At 47.1% G+C, this 23,299-nt stretch carries 22 protein-coding genes; 7 read left to right on the plus strand and 15 right to left on the minus strand.

Annotated features, from left to right (window positions below; all coding sequences use genetic code 11):
• Nucleotides 1–24 precede the first annotated feature (24 nt).
• Nucleotides 25–924, minus strand: a complete 900-nt coding sequence (locus tag GQF01_RS07555; protein ID WP_161406166.1) for a carbohydrate ABC transporter permease — start codon at nucleotides 922–924, stop codon at nucleotides 25–27.
• Nucleotides 925–951: 27 nt separating this feature from the next.
• Nucleotides 952–1,869 (minus strand): ABC transporter permease, encoded by a 918-nt coding sequence (locus GQF01_RS07560; RefSeq protein ID WP_161406167.1) that lies wholly within the window; start codon nucleotides 1,867–1,869, stop codon nucleotides 952–954.
• 199 nt (nucleotides 1,870–2,068) lie between these two features.
• Between GQF01_RS07560 and GQF01_RS07565 the strand changes: the two genes are divergently transcribed.
• Together GQF01_RS07565 and GQF01_RS07570 are read left to right on the plus strand one after the other, a co-directional pair.
• A complete protein-coding gene (locus tag GQF01_RS07565) occupies nucleotides 2,069–3,643 on the plus strand; it encodes a response regulator (RefSeq protein WP_161406168.1) in 1,575 nt (524 codons plus the stop codon).
• Nucleotides 3,640–5,421 carry a cache domain-containing sensor histidine kinase gene (locus GQF01_RS07570; protein WP_161406169.1) on the plus strand — a complete coding sequence of 594 codons (1,782 nt, stop codon included), beginning with the start codon at nucleotides 3,640–3,642 and terminating at the stop codon, nucleotides 5,419–5,421. Before GQF01_RS07565 ends, GQF01_RS07570 begins: the two co-directional genes overlap by 4 nt.
• Nucleotides 5,422–5,500: 79 nt before the next feature.
• On the opposite strand, the gene GQF01_RS07575 is transcribed toward GQF01_RS07570, so the two are convergent.
• Nucleotides 5,501–5,977, minus strand: coding sequence for a DinB family protein (locus GQF01_RS07575; RefSeq protein WP_161406170.1), 477 nt, complete (start codon nucleotides 5,975–5,977; stop codon nucleotides 5,501–5,503).
• Nucleotides 5,978–6,173: 196 nt separating this feature from the next.
• On the opposite strand from GQF01_RS07575, the gene GQF01_RS07580 reads away from it, so the two are divergent.
• Entirely contained in the window at nucleotides 6,174–7,076 is a 903-nt protein-coding gene (locus tag GQF01_RS07580; RefSeq protein ID WP_161406171.1) for a LysR family transcriptional regulator, read from the plus strand.
• A 314-nt stretch (nucleotides 7,077–7,390) separates the two neighbouring features.
• Here GQF01_RS07580 and GQF01_RS07585 read toward each other — a convergent pair whose 3' ends face one another.
• The 8 genes from GQF01_RS07585 to GQF01_RS07620 all read right to left on the minus strand — a co-directional run bounded on the left by GQF01_RS07585 (nucleotide 7,391) and on the right by GQF01_RS07620 (nucleotide 13,545).
• Nucleotides 7,391–7,717, minus strand: coding sequence for an L-rhamnose mutarotase (locus GQF01_RS07585; RefSeq protein WP_161406172.1), 327 nt, complete (start codon nucleotides 7,715–7,717; stop codon nucleotides 7,391–7,393).
• Nucleotides 7,718–7,856: 139 nt separating this feature from the next.
• Entirely contained in the window at nucleotides 7,857–9,044 is a 1,188-nt protein-coding gene (locus GQF01_RS07590; protein ID WP_161406173.1) for an MFS transporter, read from the minus strand.
• 150 nt (nucleotides 9,045–9,194) lie between these two features.
• Complete coding sequence (locus GQF01_RS07595; protein WP_161406174.1) at nucleotides 9,195–9,671, minus strand: DinB family protein; 477 nt, start codon at nucleotides 9,669–9,671, stop codon at nucleotides 9,195–9,197.
• Between the two features lie 90 nt (nucleotides 9,672–9,761).
• Nucleotides 9,762–10,397 (minus strand): ThuA domain-containing protein, encoded by a 636-nt coding sequence (locus GQF01_RS07600; protein ID WP_161406175.1) that lies wholly within the window; start codon nucleotides 10,395–10,397, stop codon nucleotides 9,762–9,764.
• 20 nt (nucleotides 10,398–10,417) lie between these two features.
• Nucleotides 10,418–11,143, minus strand: coding sequence for an SDR family NAD(P)-dependent oxidoreductase (locus GQF01_RS07605; RefSeq protein WP_161406176.1), 726 nt, complete (start codon nucleotides 11,141–11,143; stop codon nucleotides 10,418–10,420).
• Nucleotides 11,144–11,170: 27 nt separating this feature from the next.
• A complete protein-coding gene (rpiA, locus tag GQF01_RS07610) occupies nucleotides 11,171–11,857 on the minus strand; it encodes a ribose-5-phosphate isomerase RpiA (RefSeq protein WP_161406469.1) in 687 nt (228 codons plus the stop codon).
• A complete protein-coding gene (locus tag GQF01_RS07615; RefSeq protein ID WP_161406177.1) occupies nucleotides 11,847–12,077 on the minus strand; it encodes a DNA-directed RNA polymerase subunit alpha C-terminal domain-containing protein in 231 nt (76 codons plus the stop codon). The genes rpiA and GQF01_RS07615 overlap by 11 nt, the downstream gene beginning before the upstream one ends.
• Nucleotides 12,078–12,084: 7 nt before the next feature.
• Nucleotides 12,085–13,545: an aminotransferase-like domain-containing protein gene (locus GQF01_RS07620; protein WP_161406178.1), complete on the minus strand. Its 1,461-nt coding sequence runs from the start codon at nucleotides 13,543–13,545 to the stop codon at nucleotides 12,085–12,087.
• A gap of 129 nt (nucleotides 13,546–13,674) precedes the next feature.
• Here GQF01_RS07620 and GQF01_RS07625 point away from each other — a divergent pair, with 129 nt between their 5' ends.
• From GQF01_RS07625 to GQF01_RS07640, 4 genes are all read left to right on the plus strand, one after another.
• On the plus strand, nucleotides 13,675–14,289 hold the full coding sequence (locus GQF01_RS07625) for a LysE/ArgO family amino acid transporter (RefSeq protein ID WP_161406470.1): 615 nt from the start codon (nucleotides 13,675–13,677) through the stop codon (nucleotides 14,287–14,289).
• A 1,216-nt stretch (nucleotides 14,290–15,505) separates the two neighbouring features.
• Nucleotides 15,506–16,009 carry a TRAP transporter small permease gene (locus GQF01_RS07630; RefSeq protein WP_161406179.1) on the plus strand — a complete coding sequence of 168 codons (504 nt, stop codon included), beginning with the start codon at nucleotides 15,506–15,508 and terminating at the stop codon, nucleotides 16,007–16,009.
• On the plus strand, nucleotides 16,009–17,301 hold the full coding sequence (locus tag GQF01_RS07635; protein ID WP_161406180.1) for a TRAP transporter large permease: 1,293 nt from the start codon (nucleotides 16,009–16,011) through the stop codon (nucleotides 17,299–17,301). Before GQF01_RS07630 ends, GQF01_RS07635 begins: the two co-directional genes overlap by 1 nt.
• Nucleotides 17,302–17,340: 39 nt before the next feature.
• Nucleotides 17,341–18,396, plus strand: coding sequence for a TRAP transporter substrate-binding protein (locus GQF01_RS07640; RefSeq protein ID WP_202556117.1), 1,056 nt, complete (start codon nucleotides 17,341–17,343; stop codon nucleotides 18,394–18,396).
• Nucleotides 18,397–18,624: 228 nt separating this feature from the next.
• Here GQF01_RS07640 and GQF01_RS36830 read toward each other — a convergent pair whose 3' ends face one another.
• From GQF01_RS36830 to melA, 4 genes are all read right to left on the minus strand, one after another.
• Nucleotides 18,625–19,371: a response regulator transcription factor gene (locus GQF01_RS36830; RefSeq protein ID WP_161406182.1), complete on the minus strand. Its 747-nt coding sequence runs from the start codon at nucleotides 19,369–19,371 to the stop codon at nucleotides 18,625–18,627.
• A gap of 5 nt (nucleotides 19,372–19,376) precedes the next feature.
• Complete coding sequence (locus tag GQF01_RS07650; protein ID WP_161406183.1) at nucleotides 19,377–21,221, minus strand: sensor histidine kinase; 1,845 nt, start codon at nucleotides 21,219–21,221, stop codon at nucleotides 19,377–19,379.
• A 76-nt stretch (nucleotides 21,222–21,297) separates the two neighbouring features.
• Nucleotides 21,298–21,615, minus strand: a complete 318-nt coding sequence (locus GQF01_RS07655; RefSeq protein ID WP_161406184.1) for a cupin domain-containing protein — start codon at nucleotides 21,613–21,615, stop codon at nucleotides 21,298–21,300.
• A gap of 140 nt (nucleotides 21,616–21,755) precedes the next feature.
• The gene (gene melA / locus GQF01_RS07660; RefSeq protein WP_161406185.1) at nucleotides 21,756–23,264 is read right to left on the minus strand and encodes an alpha-glucosidase/alpha-galactosidase; all 1,509 of its coding nucleotides are present in this window, start codon (nucleotides 23,262–23,264) and stop codon (nucleotides 21,756–21,758) included.
• Nucleotides 23,265–23,299 lie beyond the last annotated feature (35 nt).

The following is a 23,299-nucleotide window of genomic DNA, read 5'->3' on the forward strand; positions in this document are numbered from 1 at the left end:
TAACCGGGAATTGACTTCCCGGGGTTACCCTTTTACAGCACCAACAGTTAAGCCCTGCACAAAATAGCGTTGGACAAACGGATACAAGAAAATAATAGGTCCCGTTACAAGAATGGCAAGCGCCATTTTCAGGCTTTCCCCAGGTAATTCGGTCACTTGCATACCAGTAATGGCCATCACCTTACGGATTCCTTCGAGATTGCCAAGCATTTTGTAGAGCAAATATTGCAGGGTGTACAGCTTCTCATTTTGGACAAACAGCAGCGAGTTAAACCAATCATTCCAATAATTCAGCGCCGTAAACAGACCGATGGTGGCTAGTCCCGGCTTCGCGAGCGGCAAAATCAATCGAAGGAAGATCGTAAAATCCCCTGCGCCATCGATTTTCGCTGACTCGGTAATTGCATCAGGGATGCTGCGTAAAAAAGTGCGTAAGATGATAATGTAGAACACGTTCAATAGCGGTGGCAAGAGCAAAGACCAGAACGTATTCTTCATGTGCAAATAGTTAACCATTAAGATGTACCATGGAACAAGACCGCCATTAAACAACGTGGTAAAGTAGAAAAAGAAAGAAAATCCACCACGCCATTCAAAATCTTGACGCTGCAGCACATAGGCAGCCATAGCGGAGATAAACAACCCTATAATCGTACCTGTAACCGTTAGAGCGATTGTCAATAAATAGGATTTAACAAACTGCTCAGGATGCTTCAGTGCGAAGGTATAGGCGTCCCAAGAAAATTCTTTCGGCCATAAGCGAAAGCCATCGCTTGTAATGGAGGATTCGCTTGTCAGCGATCCGCTGATAATGAGTAGAAATGGGATTAGGCAAGCTAAGCAAATCAAGCTGATAAACACATAGCCCACTACATCCAACGTCCGCTGGTCGATGCGGCTTTTTTTGACACTCGTCGTATTCATAGGTTCACCCCGCAAAATGCTGTAAGTTTAGAAAAGCGCGTTATCTTTATCTGATTTACGCACGAGGAAATTCGTGAGCATAATGGTCACAAAGCAAAGAATCGATTGATAGAATCCAATAGCGGATGACATCCCGATTTCATTGTTTACCAGCAAAGAACGATAGACATACGTATCAATAACATCCGTTGTTTGATAGAGCAGCCCATTATTGCCTACTAGCTGATAAAAGAGGCCGAAGTCTCCACGGAAAATCCCGCCAATGGCCAGCAAGACAAGAATCGTAATTGTTGGACGCAGCGATGGCAGCGTTATGAACCGTATTCGTTGGAAGACATTCGCGCCATCAATTTCAGCAGCCTCATAGGTCTCGCGATCAATACTCAATATAGAGGCCATATAGAAGAGAGCGCCGTAACCAATTGTTTTCCAAGCTGAGAAAAACACGAGAATATAGGTCCAATATTCCGGAGTTGTGTAGATATCGATTTCAGGAATATGCAGCATGCGCAGCAGCGTATTGACGGTACCATGCTCGTAATTAAACAAGTTATACGCAACAGCTCCTACTACCACCCACGATAGGAAATACGGCAGAAACATCAAGGTTTGCGCGGTTTTACGAAACAGCTTGGAGCCGATTTCGGCCATGAAAATAGCAGCAGCAATCTGCAGGACATTATTGATTAGAATAAATGCAGCGTTGTAAAGCATCGTATTGCGTGTGACTCTGAAGGCGTCTCCCGTCATAAAAAAGAATTTGAAATTTTCAAATCCGACCCATGGCGAGCCTAGTATGCCTAGATCATACCGATATTGCTTGAAGGCAAGAACGATCCCAGCCATCGGTACATAGCTAAAAAGCAAGAAGTACAAGACTGCAGGCGCAATCATGAACAAGAGTGTTTTTTTGGACTTCATTCGATACAGGAGCCCTGTTCTCATCTCTCTACATTCCCCCATTCGATTCTGGTTGTGTGTCGGTTATTGGTTAACTCTCCTGTATCTAAATTATCAGGTTCGATAAGACGTGATAACCCGACAAAATATCGATTCCCTGTAAGTTTTGCAGATCCCCTCCTCAGGTAGTAGTATTGCCGTCCAAATTGCGATAATCTATAGCTACATAAAAGGGGGCCCTACAATGAAGCTTCTATTTGCAGAGGATGAGAAATTTACTAGAGATGGCATTCGCAAGTCGATTGCTTGGCAGTCACTCGGAATTACGGAGTTTTTCGAAGCCGTTGACGGTCTAGAGGCTGTAGCGATTGCTGAGCAGATCAAACCGGACATTGTCCTTACAGATATACGCATGCCACGGATGGATGGCATTGAGCTTGCCTTTCACCTTCGCCGGAAATACCCCCAGTGCAAAATTGTATTTATGAGCGGTTATGCCGATAAAGATTATTTAAAAGCAGCGATCACGTTAAAAGCCGTTAGCTATGTAGAGAAGCCGATCGATATTGAAGAGCTGGAAGAAGCCCTTCGTGCTGCGATTACCTTATGTCAGGAAGAGCAGCGGCATCTCGTTAATGACTCGGTAGCCAGAGAAAACAAAAGCTACATCAAGCAAGAAGCAGCTCTGCAGCTTATACGTGGAGGATTCGACGATGAGAACCTGCACAATCGCCTTGCAGCTGCAGATTTTGAGGCTGCCCTGCAAGGGCCAGCAGTGACGGTCATGATTAAGCTTGTGTCACCACTACCTTCCAAAGATCAATTAGGGATCATCTTGGACACCCTATTAGCCCCTTGCGGCAAACCTTATTTATACGCACCCAAAGATGATCACCATGTCATCATCCACTTGTTCTCACATTACAATGACGACATCGATAACCATACTCTGCATCAAATTTGCTATGAGCTATCACTCGTATTGAAGCGTGAATATGAGCTTTTCTCCATGGCTGCTGGGAAAATAGTGCCGAATGCCAAAAGACTGCAGGAATCCTACACAAGCGCGGTCCTTCGCTTACAAGCGTCTTTTTTTCATAAGCCCTGTTCGATCATCCTTCATGATCATCATGGCAGCGAGGCAAGTTCCCAGCACTATCAAGCCCCGCCTGAGCAGTTGAACTCTTTCCAAAAAGCGTTGATTGAAGAAAATTTCGATGAACTTGATCAACTGCTGCATACCGTTACATCTGATATTCGTCAGCATCCAGGAACATTGATTGTAAGTGTGAAAGAACTGTATTACCGTTTCATTCTGGAAATGGACAAATTTGCCCAAAGCCGAAATATGAGACTGTTCGATGCGTCAGAAGAAAACGATGTCCCTTGGAAGCTCATTCAAGAGTGCCACTATTTGGACGATATTCAGCGAGTGACAAGCACTAAGCTTCAAGAGCTGAAATACGCGCTTATCGAGCGGAGTAACGGTGGCATGTCATCCACTAGCTCCCGGATTACTCGTTATATCCATCTTCATTTTGCGGACGACGATTTATCGGTGCAGGACGTGAGCGACCACATGCAGATGACGGCTTCGCATCTCATTTCGATTTTCAAAGAAGCAACTGGAAAAACAATTAAGCAGTACGTAACGGAATATCGTATGGAGAAAGCGAAAGATTTGCTGCGCAACAATCGACTGAAGGTGCTGGATGTAGCTTCACAAGTAGGTTATAAGGACGGGGAGCATTTCGCCAAAATATTTCGCAAATCAACAGGGATGACCCCTTCCGACTATCGGGAGCGTTGTCAGCCATGATCTTTTCCTTCATTCAAGTTCTGCGTAAATGGCTGTATAACACCAAGCTGCGTCATAAGGTTATGTACACATACCTGCTGCTGATCATGCTGCCTCTGGGATTCTATCAGTTCATCGCCTCGGACAAAATGTCCGACATCATTATTAATCATGTGACTTACTCCGCCAAGATGGGCTTTGATCAAACGTATTCCTTTCTTAATTACAGGGTACAGCGAATAGCCGAAACAACGAATATTTTGGTGTCTAACTCCACCATCTCGGGTATTCTACTAGATCCGAATGCAACACAAGATATCAATCGGGAACTGCAAGATTACAGTAATCTCAAACAGTTGCTAAGGTCCATGCAAGATAGTCTCGATATCTCGCGAGTTATTTTGTATGTACCCAAAACATTCATTTTCTCCAATGAAACCGAGAATTTCCTGCCCATGGATCAGACCGTTCAGAGTCCCTGCTTTGACCGATTGAAAGAGCTTCATGCCAAATACCTATGGTGCTCATCACCTGAGCTAGGTAAAAATGCGACGCATGACGATTCCTCTCTCTATGTGGTTCGAAGTATCCTGGATCCGAACAATTACTCTGTGCCTATTGGACAGCTTCGAGTTGATGTGCAAGCTGAGACCATTCGGTCTATGCTGCGAAAAGCAAACGTTGTCAAGAATAGTACCACTTTCCTGGTTGATCAAAATCATCAAATTGTCCTCTCCTCCGAACCCGTCGCTGACACCACAGTCGAGCTGCCGAATACCATCGGCGCCGGAGATGAGGTCTCCATCACTTGGCAGACCAAAAATAATTACTACCTATACCGGCAGCTCCCTTCCAATTGGGGAATGCTCACTGTTATTCCGCTGGATCAAGTTGTCCAGCAAAGCCATCAACTGCGTAATGATTTACTTGTGATTCTACTAATCGTCAGCGCAATCGCGTATCTGCTCGCTTATTTATTTTCGTTCTCCGTAACGAGGAGAATTACGCAATTAACGAGCCGTCTAAGGGATGTGCAAAATGGAAATCTGATCGCACTTGCACAGACTCAGGGGAAAGATGAAATTGGCGAGTTGATTCAAACCTACAACTACATGGTTGAACAGATCAGCTCCATGAATAAGGAGCACTACAGGCTCGGGCAGGAAGTGAAAAATGCGGAGTTAAAGGCGCTCCAATCGCAGATTAACCCGCACTTTCTGTATAATACTCTGGATCTCATTAACTGGATGGCTGACAGCGGACTGAACACGGATATCAAAAAAGTAGTCAAAGCGCTAGCTCGTTTCTATAAAGTAAGTTTGAGCAGCGGCAAAGATATCATCTCGCTGCGCGAGGAGCTGCAGCATGTTTCGTTCTACGTGCAGATTCAAAATATTCGTTTTGAAAATAAAATCAACTTCCAGATCGATGTGCCGGATGAACTACTTGAGTATGCCATACCCAAGATCACTCTCCAGCCACTCGTTGAAAATGCTATCCTCCATGGCATTCTTGGACGCGCTGGGCGCGAGGGAACCATAACGATACAAGGCAAGTTCGTACAAGACAACATACAATTGCTCATTAAGGACGATGGTGTAGGCATGAATGGGCGACAGATCGAAGACATCATGATGGGAATTAGCCGAAGTAAAATCGGGGGCAGCGGTTACGGTGTGAAAAATGTACTTGAGCGCATTCGCCATTATTTTGGTGAATCAGCCAGCCTCATTTATCGCAGCGTTCCCAGCGTTGGCACGGAGGTTGAGATTTCGTTCCCGGTTGTTACGGAGAGCTGAGATTACTTCATTACAAAAAGCCGAAGCATAGCTGAGCCATGCTTCGGCTTTTGTCTTCATATGTGAATACCTGACTCGCTTACTTGGAATTATTTTCAATCACCTTAAGTAAGCAATCACAGGTTGCAAGATGCATCCCTTCATGAACAACTCCAAAGTTGAGAAGCTCTCCCACCTTATGAAACGTGAGGGGTCCAAATTGCAGTGGTGTTTCAAACGGTGCCTCAAGACTCTCAGGGGATAATTCACTTATTTGATTAAGTTGGGCAGATAACTGCTCGATGAGTTCAACTTTCGACGGTGGTGTTTGATTCCAGTTAGCCGGTAATGTACCGGAGTTAAAGAAACTTGCATAACTTTCGGGTATGGCCGAATCCTTCGAGAAACCAAGCTTCATGTAGGCATCCATCCAATAAATCATGTGTCCCACGTTCCAGCGAATCGTGTTATTATACGAATCTGGTTGTAGATCAAATAGTTCTTCTGAAATGCTCTGCACCTTGTGAAGTGCCACTTGATGTACTGTTTTTGCCGTACCGATAATGGTTTCTGACATAGGGTTAACCTCCTTAGAATTGAGAAGCATTTTATATGCTTTTAGTATAGATTTCATGGGAGGTACCATCAATGCCGTGCGACTTACCGGAACGTTAAGTATAAGTTAACGATTAGGCATTGACAGAGAAAGAAGATGAAGCAACAATAAGGATTGAAACTGCCTTCAGCAATGCCTTTGAAAGCGAGTGTGAGCTATGGAGTTAAAGCAGCTGCAGTATTTTATGGCGATATGTGAAGAACTTCACTTCACGAGAGCCGCCGATAAGATGGGCGTCAGTGCTCCCAACATCAGTCAACAGATTAGGAGATTGGAAGAAGAAATAGGCGTCCTCCTTTTCGATCGAGTGGGCAAAACCATCGTTCTCACGGAAGCCGGTGCCATTCTGCAAGAACATGGTGCGGCTGTGTTCGGGCATCTGAAGCAAGCGAGCGATGCTATTGCTGACTTGAAGCAAATGCAAGGCGGCTCACTATCCATCGGTGTCTTACCTGGGGATGCGGACCTTATGTTCAATGCCTTGCTGCTGAATTTCCATCAAACCTATCCCACTATTTCGCTTTCACTTTTGGAAACCACGCGAGTAACCGAACAGGTTCTGGACCGAAGCATCGATGTTGGAGTCACCATCGGACCTGTTAGCGATGAACGACTCACATCCATCCCTCTATTTCACGAAGAATTCTCACTGGCCGTCCGTGTGAATGATCCCCTTGCTAACGAGAATTTCATCCCGCTAAGCAGGCTAATAGACTTGAAAATGGTCCTGTTCCCTACCGACCATCAATGTCGCAAGCTGATCGATCGCTTTTGCACAGATCAAGGATTTACTCTGCAGCCACATATGGTAACAACAACGTTATCTTCCCTTCTCCAAATGGTGCAGAGCGGAGTTGGTGCATGTGTGCTGCCACGCTTGCTGCTGGATACCCTTCCCAATCCGGACATTAAGGTCGTGAGTCTGCGGCATCCTACACCCTCTCAAGATATTTGTCTGATTTACCGCAGTGACAGATATGTCGGATATGCTATGCGGACTTTTATCAAAACACTTAGAGCCTATATCGAAGCTGTGATTCAGCAGGCGAAATCCTCGTAGAGAAGAGATAGTACGGACAGCTCCTGTCAGCTAACGGACCGAGATGACTCTATTTGCTGCTTTAGAAAGAGGAGGAGCATCTAACGGACTCAGGAGCCGCTACTGACCATGAACTGGCCTCAAACAGCGACAAAATCCAAACATAACGCCCCCTCAGTCCGATAGCACCTCATATCCAGTCGAATTTGGCATCATAACGGCTGCTGGGTCCGCAGCAAAGAAGTATAGAAGACTGCAAGCGATAAACCGCAAAAAGAGGCTACCCCTCCGTCATTGTCATGACTTCTGGGACAGCCTCTTCTATGAGTTATGTACTATTTCAAAAAGAAAACTTCGCGCATCGGTTGAATCGGTACGGCTTCACGGAAATCAAAGGATCCAACAACCATTTTGCTCGTAATCGCGTTCCATCGATTGCAAGGCTCACTTTCAGCCAAGTAGGCAAAAGCGGCTTCCACATCATCGCATAGAAAGACATAGAAGAATTGATTGCCATTTTGGAAAATGGAGTAATCCCTGATTCCTGCTTTACTGTGTTCTTCCATAATTTCTGGCCAAGGCGCCAAATGCATTTGGACGTACTCCTCCAGAACTTCCTCCCGAATCGTCCATGTCCATGCGAACTTCCCGCTAGTGGTCATGCGTTACACCCTCTCCCCATAAATTGGATAACCGATTACTTTTACTTTACCGCGCTAGCCCTGTCCAGTCAATGCTCATCCTCCTCAAAATAAAAATAAACAAAAAAAAGAAGTCACAAGGACTTCCGTTTTTTCGCTTTTATATTTGTTTAACTGTGCGAGAAGCACAAACGAGCCAGACAAAAGAAACAAAACAAAGCCCAGCAATAAACCCATAGCCACCAAATACGTCAATACGAGCAGCGAAATAGCCAAAGCCAAGCCCTGCGAACGTGCTCAGCACATTCTCCCCCAGCGATTGGAAGGAATCGATCGTTGCCCTCATGTTCGAGTCTATGCGGTGATGCAAATAACCAGAGGCAAGCGGCTGCATGACGCCTGCGAATAAGCAGATAATCAGCATGGCTGCCAGTCCGATGAAATTATGACTTATAGAAACACACAGGAAGCCGATCGAGATGATCGCCGTAATAAAGACGATCAGCTTCCTATAGCTAATTCGCCGCAAAAGCGCATAGGCCATTAAATTGCCAGGCAGCTGCAAAAGCATAATAACAGATGACAGTATCCCGAAAAAGTAGACCGGGGTTCCTAATCGGTTCGCGTACAACTGCCAAAACTCTTCAATGTAACTCATCGAAGCACCTGTGACCATGCCAGAAAGCATAACGAGAGAAACATTAGGATTTTTTCTGAAAAAACGCAGCGATGCCGTAACATACGTTTTGAAAGGAATGGCACCCTCGGTATCCTCCGCGCCCTCTCCCCCCATCGGCGGCTCGGTCAGCAGGAAGGCTAATACCAGGGCAATGCCAGAACTGACTAGCGATAGCCAGTAGTTCAGTTCAAGTCCGAATTTCCCAGCGAGCAAGCTTCCGCAAAGTGCCGCAAGGATAGCTGAGAGCAAATCACAGGCGTTCAATCGTCCAAGCAGCTTCTCGAACTGGGCTGCCTTCCCTTGCTGCATTAATGTATCATACAACAGTGCGTTCTCGGAGCCGCTGCTTGCCGAACGAGAAATACCGGCCAAGAAGACAACAAGCGCAAAATGCCAAAACTCCGTCGCAACGATCAAAATTAGAAACTCGCAGCTTCCTAGCAGGGCGCTTAGTACGAGCATTTTTTTCCTGCCCCACTTGTCTGCTAGTACACCTGTTGGAACTTCAAGCAGCACGATGGTCAGGGCAAATATTATTTCCGTATACACGACCATCTGAATCGTCATGCCCCGCTCCTCCCAGTACAACCTCTCGATGACATAGGCTGGGATGAGACTGGAAAAAAAGCGAAGCGCAAATAGGATTCGTATATTCATTGTCTTGTTCATGTGGAGCTCCTCTCCGTTATCTGATTGGGTGTGTGGACACAACCAGATCGGCGGAGCTCGTGAACAACGTAAGGTTACGTCTTAGCAGGGAGGTCTTGCGAACTTGATGAACCTCAGCATTGGAGGATCCTCCATTCGTCTACCTGTTATTTATTTCGATAATAATACTTTATATATTTTGATAACACTTAAGTGCATGCCTTCGTGATATAAATTAAAGCTGAGGAACTGCTCTAAGGATTCGAGTCTCATCCCTGCGGAAGTTGTATAAGGCGTCACGTTGTCGTGCAAGCGGTCACCTAGTTCACTCTGAATTCTCTCAATCTGCCTTCCTAGCAACATTTTCAGCTCTGAGAGAGTAGGAACGACAATGCCTGCTGGCCTAGTTAAAGGAGAAGTCTTGTACTCAAATTGCTCCTTGAACCCTTGCGGTAAATGAAGAGGAAGCTCCATGTATTGAAAAGCATACCTTTCCATCACGACATAAATGTGCCCCATCTGCCAACGGATTGAATTGCGGAATCCATCCGGAATCTGATCTGCTTTCTCTTCCGAAACCTCTTCAACTGCTTGCAAGACTTGATCTCTAACGAATGCCAACTGCTTGAACAAATAATGTTCCAACATCCTCACTCCTTTAGCGACTCTTTTGGCCTATTGTAGCACAATTCCCAACTAGGGAGTATATGGAAAAACAGCGATTTAAGCGGCTTTTATCTACGCCTGACGGCTCAACCAACGCGCACTATTCAGCACGAGACGCCGATAGGATGCGGGTTGAAAAGAAGGGGCATGATGCCCAGGCTGCAGATACACAACCTTCCCTAGACCGTAAGTGTGTTCCCATGCCGCGGGATACCTTTTCCCTTCAAATTCAAACTCCATAAAAACCGTTTTCGTCGTAAAAGGATCAAATTCGAACAGATAAGGCTCCTCTTCCAAGTTGAAATTCTCGACACCTTCCAATAACGGATGGCTTGCCGCTGAAGCATAATAAGCTAAAGGCTGGTAAGGAGGATGACCGGTGAACTTGGCGCCGATCATCTGCAGCAGCTCGTAGCTGCGCTGAAGTGAAATACCGTTGTGGATAACCAGCAAGCTGCCTCCCCCTGCCACATAGCGCAGCAGACCCGCGGTTTGTTGCGGTGTCAGATCCCGCTTCCAGCAGTCCGTATAGGAAATACACAATGGAAACTGGTTGTGGTCAAGTTCAGCGAAGGTCTGATAGTCTTCCGTAGCTGTTAACGCAAACTCGCTGCCTAGAATGGCGGCAAGCTGCTTTCGAGCAGGCTCCAGTGGATGCCAAGGAGCATCCGTGTTATCACCAATCAACATGGTTTGTATCTCACGCATATGTCCTTCTCCTCTCCCATTTACCAGGGCAGCTCTCTTCCACTGTCAGCTTCGATATACAGCGGCAGCTCCAACTGCTTGTCCTTGTGCTCTTCAATCCGCTTCAAAATATTCGCGGCGGCTTCTTCCGAAGAAAAGGTGCCCGCTGGATTCCACTCACCGCTCATAAAGGATTTGACCCATCCAGGATGGATCAGCAGGACACGCCCGCCTTCTTTGCGAATTTTGTTATGAACGACGGTAGAGCCCATATTCAAAGCTGATTTGGCCATGCAATACCCGAACCATGCATCTCGATGGCTGTTCGTGATACTGCCCGCTTCAGAGGAAATGTTAACAATCAGCTTGCCGCCATTCATGAGCGGTTCTATCAAACTATTTGACATCCGAATGGCGCCCAGAGCTGTCACATTGTACACCTTCTGAATCTCTTCAAAATCGAGATCATCTTCAATCGTTTTCGCCGTATCTCCGAGAATGGCAGCGTTGTTGATCAAAAGTTCCAACTGATTTGTTTTACTTTTAATATAACGGGCTGCTTCCCCTACACTCTCGTCAGATCCCACGTCCAGCTTGAAAGCGTGCAGTTGATTCGGAAATTGTACGGCGAGTTTGCTGAGCTCTTCATTATTTCCCAGAATGCCTCCAGCATAAACGGTAAATCCCTGATGCAAAAGAGCCTCCGTCATTGCAAGCCCAATCCCTCTGTCCGTTCCGGTTACACAAACTGCCTTGTTCAACAACATCTCCCACTCTCCCACCATTCCTAGTTATTAGACAAGCTTCAGCTCTTTCACAGATCCGTCTTGATAACCAACGATGACCCTCGCAGCCATCCCAATAAATAACCCATTATCGACAACACCTGGGATGTTATTAATGGCGTCATGGCATTCACTTGGGCTGTTAATCTGCTTAAAATCACAGTCAAGAATGTAGTTGCCATTATCTGTCGTAAAAGGTTGCTGGTCTACCATTCTCAGCTTTGGTTCGCATCCAAGCGCGCTAAGCTTGTTGCGTGTAAGCTCGAAACCGAACTTCACAACTTCAACTGGCAAATGGAATTTCCCCAAATGAGTGACAACCTTGCTTTCATCAACAACGATAATAAGCTGTTTGCTGGAAGAAGCAATAATCTTCTCACGCAGCAGCGCACCTCCGCCGCCTTTCACCAGATTCCAGGCACCGTCTACTTCGTCAGCGCCATCAATCGTAACGTCTATCTCCTCTACTTCAGAAAAAGGGATCAACGGAATTCCAAGCTCCTTCGCCAAGTTCTCTGATTGTATGGAGGTTGCTACTGCCTTTATTTGAAGTCCGTTAAGAACTTTCTTGCCAATCTGTTGGATAGCCCAATAAGCCGTGGATCCTGTGCCTAAGCCTACCGTCATCCCATCCTGAATATATTCGACTGCCTGTTCAGCGGCTATTTGCTTGGGATTACTGCTCTTAAGATTCATCTGCAAATGTCAGTCCCTTCTCGGCTAGTGCACGGCGAAGCGGGTCGAGCGATTTCGGTCCCATGCCATGCAGCTTCATAATTTCTTTCTCAGTCGTCTTGCTAAGCTGTTCAAGCCGGTAATATCCGGCACCTGCGAGTGCACGAAGTGCAGGATTTGAAAGTTTAGGCAGGTCTGATTGCTCTTCTTCTTTCGTTGTTCGCGTGTCATTCGTTGACATCTCTCGCTCACCTTTCCAATCTTTTTTTATCAACCAAATCTCGGATCAAAATCGCTACACACTTAAGGCCCCATTCAAGCTCGTGCAGCTTGGCATAGGCGTAAGAGATTCGTAAATAGTTGCCTGTATGTCGATTATAAATCGAACCGGGATTTAACAAAACACCCTCTTTCAAAGCGCGTTCAAATAGGATTTGCATCGGAACGTCGACGGTCAGCTGAACCCAAATATAGAAACCTCCCGTTGGTACCGACCAACTGGCAATACCAGCGAAGTAAGTTTGGAGCAGCTGCACCGTACTGTCACGTCTCAATATCAATTGCGCTCTGATCGTAACAAGATGCTTCTGATACAAGCCTCTTCCCAACCACTCCGCGGCAGCCCATTGAGAGACAGAGCTCGAACCATAGTCATTCTGCATTTTGATATCCGCTAATCGATCGATCACGGGCTCAGGAGCAACCACCCAACCAATGCGAAGACCTGGACTTAACGTCTTGGACAGCGTCCCCAGATATAGGACCAATGCATGTGGATCCCTCGCTTTAAGAGGCAGAGGCGGCGGCTCATCGAACCAAAGCTCCCTGTACGCGTCATCTTCAATAATCGGGAGACCTTCGTCGGCGCAAGCGTTCATTAGCGCCTGACGCCTGCTCTCGGGCATCAAAGTGCCTGTTGGGTTATGGAAAGTTGGTATCGTATAGAGCAGCGAAGCATTATAGCCCTTTTTGTAACGTCCAATCTGATTCGCAAGCACGCCATCTTCATCCATAGGTAAGCCTACAAGCTTTATGCGGTTTGACTGAAAAACATGGACAGAATACAAGTACGATGGCTTTTCCAAAAGTATGGAAGAATCCCGCGGCAGCAATCCGATGGAAATGAGCTGTAACGCTTGGAGAGCTCCAGAGACTATCAGGATGTTCGATGGCGAAGTATTGACGCCAATTCCTTGCAGGTAAGCTGCGAGCTGCTTGCGTAAATAAAGATTCCCCTTCGGTTCTTCGTAGCCCAAGAGGAACGAATTCGTCGAGCTTTCGGCGAAAATCTCCTTCATCTGTTCAGATGGCAGCAAATCGGGTGAAAGCTCTCCGGTCCCAAGCCGAATGATACCTTCTTGAAACTCAGCACGGTTAATGTGCTGGATCGTTGGCTGGTTGGGATAGTGTGCTCCAGCTTGTACATACGAGCTCCAGTCTGGAGGAGGGGAAGCGGTTAACAGGTTCCAAGAGTTATTAATAACCCTCGTTCCCCCTTTGGTGTTGCCTTCCAATAATCCATCAGCAATCAAATCGCTGATTGCCGTTACAACCGTGCTGCGATTCACACCAAAATGCTCAGCCAAAGCCCGCTGTGAAGGAATTTTGGTACCAACGGCCCATTCCCCCAGCGATATTTTATGGATTATAAACTCTTTGATCTGTTGATATAACGGAGTTTCAGATGATAAATCAGGTTTCCAATCCATCGTTGCCTCCTTCCTTACAGCTCCACTATATCATTTGGTTGGGGTCAATTCCATCCATTTGGACGGAGACAACGATCAGATTCCCTCTATACTAAGAAAGAATTCGACAGCTAGATAGGGGCGATGATTTTGTTACAAACGATAGTGCATGCGGTTGTTTTGGGCTTTGGGCTCATTTTACCTGTTGGGGTGCAAAATGTTTTTGTGTTTAATCAAGGCGCCAGCCAGCGCTCTTACTTTGGGGCATTGCCAGTTATTCTCACAGCTTCCCTCTGTGATACCTTCCTTATTCTCGCAGCGGTTTTTGGGGTTTCCCTTATCGTGCTAACCTTTTCATGGCTGCAAGCGGCATTGTACGGAATTGGCTGCTTATTCCTGCTCTACATGGGCTGGGTGCTTTGGCACAGCAAGCCGAGCACCGCTTCTTCTTCACAGCAAATGGAAGTCCGCCAGCCGAAAAAGCAAATTCTGTTTGCGGCATCTGTTTCCTTGCTGAATCCTCACGCTATTTTGGATACAGTCGGCGTTATTGGAACAAATTCCTTGAACTATGCTGGCGGGGAGAAATGGGTGTTCCTCATCAGCATCGTGTGTGTGTCTTGGTTGTGGTTTTTTGGATTAGCCTTTGCAGGGCGGCTCGTTGGTAAACACGATACAAGCGGGCGTTTTATCACGAGATTGAATAAAGTGTCGGCTTGCATGATATGGGGCGTAGCCGTTTATATGGGTTTGCATTTTGTGTGAATTGGGGAGTGAGTGAGTGAGTGCGTGCGGTGCAGCGAGTGCGTGCAGTGCGTGAGTGCAGTGAGTGAGTGAGTGAGTGAGTGAGTGAGTGCGTGCAGTGCGTGCAGTGCGTGAGTGCAGTGAGTGAGTGAGTGATGAGTGAGTAAGTGCGGTGCAGCGAGTGCGTGAGTGAGTGCAGTGCGTGCTGTCAGTGAGGGGCGGGCGGGGCGGCTAGGTCAAGTCAGGTCAGGTGTATCTGTGTGGATCACTCGCCTGTAGAGTATAATAGTACCTTTGCAGGTTGATTCAAGCTGGAATTATACACAATCGTTGCTGGACGTTGGATGAAATCCAATGAACTGGGCAAATTCAGCGCAGAATGTATCATCTCATTGGATGAAATCCAAGAGACACTAAGAAAATGACCTCAAAAAGCGCTGAAATCAGTCCTCCCATTGGAATACGTCCAATGAAAAGTAGAATTTACGCGGCCAAGAGGCGGTTTCATTGGAATATGTCCAATGAGATTTTTTTTGGGGGAGGAAATAGTGATCTGCACCAATAGGTGGAGCAGCTTCACCTCCACGATGAACACATAAAAGCCAACTTCACGTTGCATTTCATACAACATGCAGGCGCTTTTTACGCTGAAATTTTATCTTCATTGTACAACATACAATCATTCGAGCTCTAAATAACAAAGAAATACCTATTTCATGCGAAATGGTTGTACAAACTACAACATAGAGAAGTAATGAGCCAAATAGACACCCATATGGTTGTACAAAATGCAACATAGTGCGATGCGACACCAAGTACCGCTGCCAAAAATCTTAGCCATAGCATAAAACCCACAAGGCTTAACTGGTTCTCAAAACAGCACCAACCTTTGAACTAAACATCTTGTTTTTAAGTAATCTGTCCGCCTCTCCACCTCGCCTCACTTCTCATCTCGCTCCATAACTTCTCTCCTCTATTCCCCTTCACTCATCTACACAACTACTCTCCCCCCCGTTCCCCCTCACTCATCTCCACAACTTCACTCCCCTCCCTTCCATTCTCCCTCACTCATCTCCTCAACTTCTCTCCATTCTCACCCCACACTTTCCTCAATCTCCTAAAAAAACTACAAAAAAACCTAAAAGCAATGGCGTTCCAGCTCAAACTCTGGAAGGCTATACTTAAGTCAACCCAAATGAAAGCACTTACAAAACAAAAGAAGGGAGGTCGCTTGACGATGCGGTTACTTCGCAAAATAGCGCTAGGCATCGATACGTTCATCGAATCAGCCGCTCTCATCGGATTGCTCAGCATGATCATCATCGTCACTGTGCAGGTGATGACGCGCAAGCTGTTCGATTTCGTATTCTTCTGGTCAGAAGAAGTGACCATGCTGCTGCTCGTTTGGTTCTCCTTCATGGGCATCGCGATTGGCTTTCGAGAAAAGCTTCATCTTGGCATTGACTCCTTTACTCACAAGCTTCCAGCGCCCATTAACAAAGCTTTGGATAAAGCGATCGAGTTGGTCATTCTCGCCTTTGGCATCTATCTGGTGTTCTATGGTTGGGATTTCACCGTCATGATGAATGAATCTGAACTGCCAGCCACAGGCCTGCCGAACAGCACACTCTATGTCATCATGCCGATAACAGGCGTTATGACCTGTGCTTACGCGCTGCTGCAGTTGTTCGGGATCGATACGAAGCGGCATGTTAATCTTCAGGAAGGAGGCAACCACTAATGGATCCGACCATTGCCATACTCATTCTTTGCATCGTCTTCGTTGGTCTGATCATCCTGCGCTTCCCGATCTCGCTAGCTTTAGCCGGTTCTTCACTGCTTACTCTGCTTTACCTGAAAGTCCCGCTGGCTACGGTAGGTCAGACGATGATTCAAGGGATGAATTCATACTCGCTTCTGACCATCCCGTTTTTCATCCTGGCCGGCCAAATCATGAGCGAAGGCCAAATGGCTTTGCGCCTCATCAATCTCGCCCAAGTTCTCGTAGGCGGCATTCGCGGCGGTCTAGCCATGGTCAACTGCGTTGCCTGCATGTTCTTCGGGAACATTTCCGGCTCCGCCATTGCAGATGTTTCCTCCATTGGCTCCGTCATGATTCCCATGATGAAGAAAAAAGGCTACGACACCGACTATGCCGTAGGTGTCACTGTCTCTGCCGCCATTCAAGGCGTCGTCGTTCCTCCAAGCCACAATCTCGTGCTGTATTCTTTGGCAGCTGGAGGCGGCATTTCAATTGCATCGCTTTTTCTCGCTGGCATCGTTCCCGGCTTGATCCTATGCGTATCGCTTATGATTACAAGTTATTTCATTGCCATTAAACGCGGCTATACCAAAAGCGAAGCCGTCCCGATGCGCGACATCCCCAAAATTGTGCGCGACGGCCTGCTTTCTCTTTTGACAGCTGTCATCATTCTTGGCGGAATTTTCACGGGTTGGTTCACGGCTACAGAAAGCGGCGCGTTAGCGTGTTTGTATGCTTTTATCCTAACCTTTCTCGTATACCGTGATATTCCGATCAGCCGGATGTGGATCATCCTGAAACGCACGTTCCGAACAGTCGCGATGGTGCTTTTCCTCATTGCCGCCTCCGCTACGTTCAGTTATGTACTCGCCTTTCTCAAAGTTCCCGGCATGCTAACGGATTGGATGCTTGGCATCACCGATAGCCCCATTGTTATTTTGCTGATCATCAACGTATTGCTGCTCTTGCTTGGCGCACCTATGGATATGGCTCCGCTCATCCTGATCATGACACCGATTCTGCTGCCTGTCGTCACCGCTCTTGGGATGGATCCTGTTCACTTCGGTATCATTATGATGTTAAACTTAGGCATCGGATTGCTGACGCCTCCTGTTGGAACCGTTTTATTCGTCGGCTCGGCTATCGGGAATATCTCCATATCTGAAGGCACCAAAGCGATGATGCCCTTCTTCTATGTCATGTGCGTCGTTCTCATGATCCTGACCTATATCCCTGGCCTAGTGATGTGGCTGCCGAATCTTATGAAATAACCAACTAAATCGATGAAAAGAGTGATCACCCATATGAAAATGAAAAAATCATATATAACCGCATTTAGCACAATGCTCGGTGCAAGTCTACTGCTAGTCGCTTGCGGCGGCGGAAGCACTCCGACAACCAGTTCCTCAACTACGGCACCTGGAGCAGCTAGCCCGGCAGCAACGAAGAAAGCCGATGGCCCTAAGTTGACTTTTCGTCTAGCAGAAACGCATCCTGCTGATTATCCGACGACACTTGGCGATAAGAAATTCGCCGAACTCGTAAACCAAGCTTCCGATGGCCGCATCAAAATCGATGTCTTCCCAGCTTCCCAGCTCGGTGAAGAGAAAGCGGTTATTGAACAGGTGCAATTGGGTGCGATTGAGTTTACCCGCGTCAGCACCGGAGCGCTTGGCGGCTTCAACAAACAATATGAAGTGTTCAGCTTGCCTTATATTTTCGACAATGATAATCATCAATGGAAGTTCCTTGAGAGTGAGCAAGGCACAAAACTGCTGGATAGCTTGGAATCCTCGCGTATGAAAGGGCTTGCCTACTACAGTTCCGGAGCGCGTCATTTCTACTCCAAGAAGCCGATCAAAAGCATCGCAGATCTAAAGGGGCTGAAAATTCGCGTTATTCAAAACAAAGTGAACATCGATCTCATGAATGCGCTTGGAGCGAATGCGACACCAATGCCGTATGGGGATGTGTTCAACGCCTTGCAGACAGGTGTTATCGATGCCGCTGAGAACAACTATCCTAGCTACTTCTCCTCCAATCATTTTCAGCAGGCAAAAAATCTCATTCTTGATCAGCATCAACGGGTGCCGGAAGTGCTTTTGATCTCCAAAGTCGCTTGGGATAAGCTGAGCAATGACGACAAGGCGCTGATCAAAAAAGCAGCACTCGAGTCCGTCAAAACCCAGAAAGCCGAATGGGATAAATTCGAGAAAGACTCCGAGGCCAAAGTCAAAGCGGCTGGAGTCACGATCACCGACGTATCTGATCTCAAACCATGGCAGGATGCGGTAAAACCAGTTATCGAGAAATACCGCACAGAGTACAAAGAAACGCTGGAAGCCATTGAGAAGGCTAGAAAGTAGAGCCGTTTGTTCTCTTCTCTTAATCTTGTTCTCCGAATCTTGTCCACCCGATTTCACTTACCAAATAAATGGAAAAACTCCTGTTAATCTCCGCCGGAAAGTAACAGAACGCATAATAACAGGAGAAACTCCATCTATATCGCCGCAAACAGGACAAAATCGCCTTCTTAGACCAAGTACACAAAGCCAAAAGGAACCTGAGTCCCTCTCAGGTTCCTTTCGATTCTGTTACGGCTTCCCTCCACTTTTCCGATACTCCAATGGAGAGCAACCCGTCAGCTTCTTAAACGTATTGCTGAAATAAGCAATATCGCCATACCCCAGCCTCTCCGCAATTTCGGATACGCGCAAAGCTGTTTTGATCAGCAGCCTCTTCGCTTCTTCCATCCGCATGACGATGACATAATCAACAAACTTGCCACCCGTTTGCTGCTTAAACAACTGACTCAAGTAGCTAGGATTCAGATGAACCAACGCTGCCGCATCGGTTAATGTAATCTCCTTCGCTAAATTAGCAGCTACAAACTGCTGCACTTGTTCGATGGCAGACATTTCCGCCTTCTCCGTCTGAAGTGAAGCATTCGCGTCTCCCATCGCCTCCTTCAACAGCTCTCTGCCTTGTATCCATCGCTCCAAGCAATCCGCCATCGCCTCCATTTCCACCGGCTTTAGCAGGTAATCTTTGACCCCGTAGCGTATTGCTTTCTGCGCGAATTGAAAATCGTCATAACCGCTCACAAGCACCAGATTGGCTGTCATCAGCGCCATCTGTTCAGCCAACCCGATGCCGTCCATAATCGGCATTTTCACATCGGATATTACTAAATCTGCAGCATGCTTTTGCACCGCATCCAACGCTTCAAGGCCGTTGGCGCACTCCTGCACAATCGTAACAGGAAGCTTCGTTTGCTCCACCGCCTTGCGCAGCACAATGCGAACCCATTTTTCATCGTCGGCGAGAATGATTTTGTACACGGTCCCTATGCCCCTTCCCTCAGCCCAAGTCCCAGCGGCAATTTCAAGCTAACGGTCGTTCCTTCTCCTGCGCTGCTTTCCAGTTCCAATCCGTAAGCTTCCCCGAATAAATAGGCGATGCGCCGATGCACATTCACGATCCCTATCTGTGAAACGGCTGCCACCATGTCCTTCTGAAGCAAATCGAGCTGCAAAGCACGAAGCCTTTCTGCCGGTATCCCCATCCCGGTATCCTGAATCTCGATGGCAAATTGATGTCCATCCATCTGTCTAGCAGCTATAACAATATGAACCGGACGGTCGCTCGTCTCGATGCCATGGATCACGCAATTTTCAACCAAGGGCTGCAGGGCAAACTTCGCAATGGTCTGATTCTCTGCCCAATGTGGAATTTGAAACTCATAACTGAGCTTCTCCTCGAAACGGTACTGCTGTATCCGCAAATACATCTCACAGATGTGAATTTCCTGCTGCACAGAACTCGTTGCTCCCGCATGATTCAAATTGTAGCGCAGCAGCCTCGCCAAGGACGCGACTAACACCGAAATGTCGGTCATATCTTTTTCCAGCGCCATCCCCCGCACCGTTTCCAAGGCATTCATAAGAAAATGCGGGTTCACTTGGGATTGGAGCACTTTAAGCTCGGTTTCCTTCTGGCGAAGCTGGAGATCCTTCTCACGCAGCTGGGAATAATAAATCTCATCAAGCAAGATTTGCAGTTTTTCCACCATTTTATTAAAATCATTCGTCAACTGACCGATCTCATCCTTCGATTCGATGTCAGCCCGTGCCTGGAAATCCCCTTCTTTTACCCGTTTCATAAAATATTGCAAAGCCCGCACGGGGCGGACGATGCTTGTCGCAAAGCCAATCCCGATTAAATAAGCGATAACGAGTGTCACAGCGACCGTCCACCAAATGGTTTGCCGGATATACTGTGTTCCACGCGTCAGCTCGTGCTCAGGGATTGTCGTTACCAGTCGCCAATTCAAATAGGACGATCGGCTAAACGTATAAAAAGGCTTATCGCCAGTCAACGCCTGATAGGAACCGCTCTCCTGCTGCAGAATATAACCCAGCTGATCCCACGCCGCCAAATGACCAATTTCCGCATACTCTGGGGAATAAATATACCTTCCACTCGGGTCCAGAATCGATAAATAACCCGTTCTTCCAATCGTTACTCGTTCAGCAATTTCTTGAATACGCTTGAAATTTACTTCCATGATGAGAGTAGCTACAGGTTCTAATGTATTGGGGCTGACCAATCGCTTCACAATGGACAGGACCGGCACATCCTCCAGCTCATATCGCTCAGAAGGCGGGCGAATAATGAGCATAATGTCGCTGTTAGCAGGCACACTGGCGAACCATGGCTCCTGTATCAGCTGCAGTGCTGGTGTCACATTTTTGTTCATACTCGTGTCTAGCACCGTTTGATTTTCCATAATAAGCATGATCCGGGAAATGTCCGATCGGGAGTAGGCTGTATCTTTCAGAAGCTGCATCATCGGCTCGCGAATGCCCGATTCGCTCACTTCCTGCTCACTCGTCATACGAAGAAACTGCTGCATCGAGGGGTGATTTTGCATCCGAATAGAGTCGATTTCGAAATCTCGAATATAATATTCGATGTGCAGCTTCACCTGTTCGATGATCTGTTCGTTGCTTAAACTCGCTTCCTCGCGCAGCACTTCCGATGACTTCTGATACGAAATGAGTCCGACGATAAGCAGCGGAATTACGACCAGCATAGCAGAATACACAAGTAGTTTGACAGTCAAAGGTCGATCGCGCAAAAACAAGCTCCTATAGAACCAGGTCCAAGCTCGGCGGCTTTTTCTCCCCATCGTTAGCCTCCTCCCCTTCCTTATGTAAACGCATTCATATATCAAAAGAAAGAAAACCAGTCGCAAGAGCAACTGGTTAACGTTTCACAAGATCTTCACGAATCGGTGTAAATACATCCAGCAAAGCAGATGCTTCCAAAGCTGTTACGCCATGCTGCGCTCCGCTAGGGATGTAAACCGTTTGTCCTTGTTCGATGACCGTCACAACACCATCTATCGTAAACTCAATTTTGCCTTGTAAGCAATAGGACATTTGTTCATGCACGTGGCTGTGCTGATACCCTATGGCTCCTGGCTCGAAGTGAACCTCCATCATCATTAACCCAACTTCAGCTTTCAAAATGCAGCGTTTAACGCCCGGCTCAGCCGGTTCCCATACGCCAATATTCGACATCTGACTTTCCCCTCTCCCATTTGAGCAATCGTAGATAAATAAAAAAGGGCCGCAAGCGACCCTTCACTTAGCAAAACTAATTATAACCCAAAAGAACCCAAATGAACATACTTGAAAATAAACGAACATCACACGACATGTTACGAGGAAACAGCTGCGCGATCTTTCCCTTTGTCTGCTTCGCCTGCATTTTTGTTAGCTGCTTCACGGTCCAGCTTCATTTCTTCCACCGTTTTCACCTTCAAACGTGCTGCGCCTTCGTAGCCCCCTCGGGTTGGGATAAGATTGCCAGCGGCAAGGCGAGCTTTGGCTTCTTCAATCGCAGTTCCGTACTGCGGCAGCCACTTCTCTTGAGCAACGAGCATCTCATCCACCATTTGCCAAATCTCTTTCGGATTGCAGACAGCCCCAACGAGAGGATCCATCATGAATGCTTGACGAAGCAATTTATCGTCTCCATGCACAGCCGCTTCGACTGCAAGACGCTGCACAGAAATACTAACATTACATACAGCAGCAGGTCCCAATGGAAGATTACCAACATGCGGCATCGAAATGCCGTTCGCATCCACATAACCTGGCGCTTCAATGATGGCATCGTTCGGCAAATTCGAGATTACGCCATTGTTCACTACGTTGAAATGTCCGCGATATACTCGTCCGGTTTCAAGTCCTTCGATGATGTAAGAACCGTGTTCTTCACTGCGTTTCTCCGCAGTGTAAACCGTCGCCTTTTCCTTCATCCAGTTCGGGAAATCAGTCTCGAACCAGTTCCGCCCTTCTGTACATACGCGAAGGTAGCCGCCGGTTTCACCGTTAATCCAGCTCCCCAGATCGATCCAGTCTTGGATTTCGCTAGCACGCTTGCGGTACCAAGGCACATACTCGCTAAGATGCCCATTGGATTCTGTGCTGTAATAGCCGAAACGACGAAGCATGTCGATGCGCACTTTCTCTGTGCGGGCATATTCCGGATGATTCTCGAACGCTTCAAGCAGACCTTGTGTCAGATCCTTGCCTTCATGGCGGGCTTGTATATACCAAGTTTGATGATTGATGCCTGCACAAATAATATCAACTTCTTCTTTCTTCAAACCGTACACGTTAGCAATTTGACGATGTCCGTGCTGCACGCCGTGACATAACCCGATCGTCCGCACCCCGCCGTAAGTATTGCAAGCCCATGTCAGCATCGCCATCGGATTCGCATAGTTCAGCAGCAGCACATCAGGTGAAGCTACGTCGCGAATGTCCCCGCAAATGCGCAGCATTTCCGATATTCCACGTTGACCGTACATAATGCCCCCAGCGCATAATGTATCCCCAACGCACTGATCTACGCCATATTTGAGCGGGATATCTACATCGGTTGCAAATGCTTCCAGACCCCCGACACGAATCGTACACAAGACATACTTTGCGTCTTTCAACGCTTCTCTGCGGTCCGTGCTTGCTTGAATTTGGATGTTCAGTCCATTCTCCGTAATATCCCTTTGACACAGTTCCGTCACCATGTCCAAGTTATGTTGATTAATGTCTGTAAAAGCGACCTGAATATCTTTAAACTCAGGAACTGATAATAAATCCCTTAGTAATCCGCGTGTAAATCCGATGCTTCCTGCTCCAATAAAAGCTACTTTAAATGACATGTATATCGCCCTCTCTATCGTGTTCTCTACCTTTC

Origin of the sequence: Paenibacillus silvestris, from assembly GCF_009882985.1 — a bacterium.
In the GTDB taxonomy this organism is placed as follows: domain Bacteria; phylum Bacillota; class Bacilli; order Paenibacillales; family NBRC-103111; genus Paenibacillus_E; species Paenibacillus_E silvestris.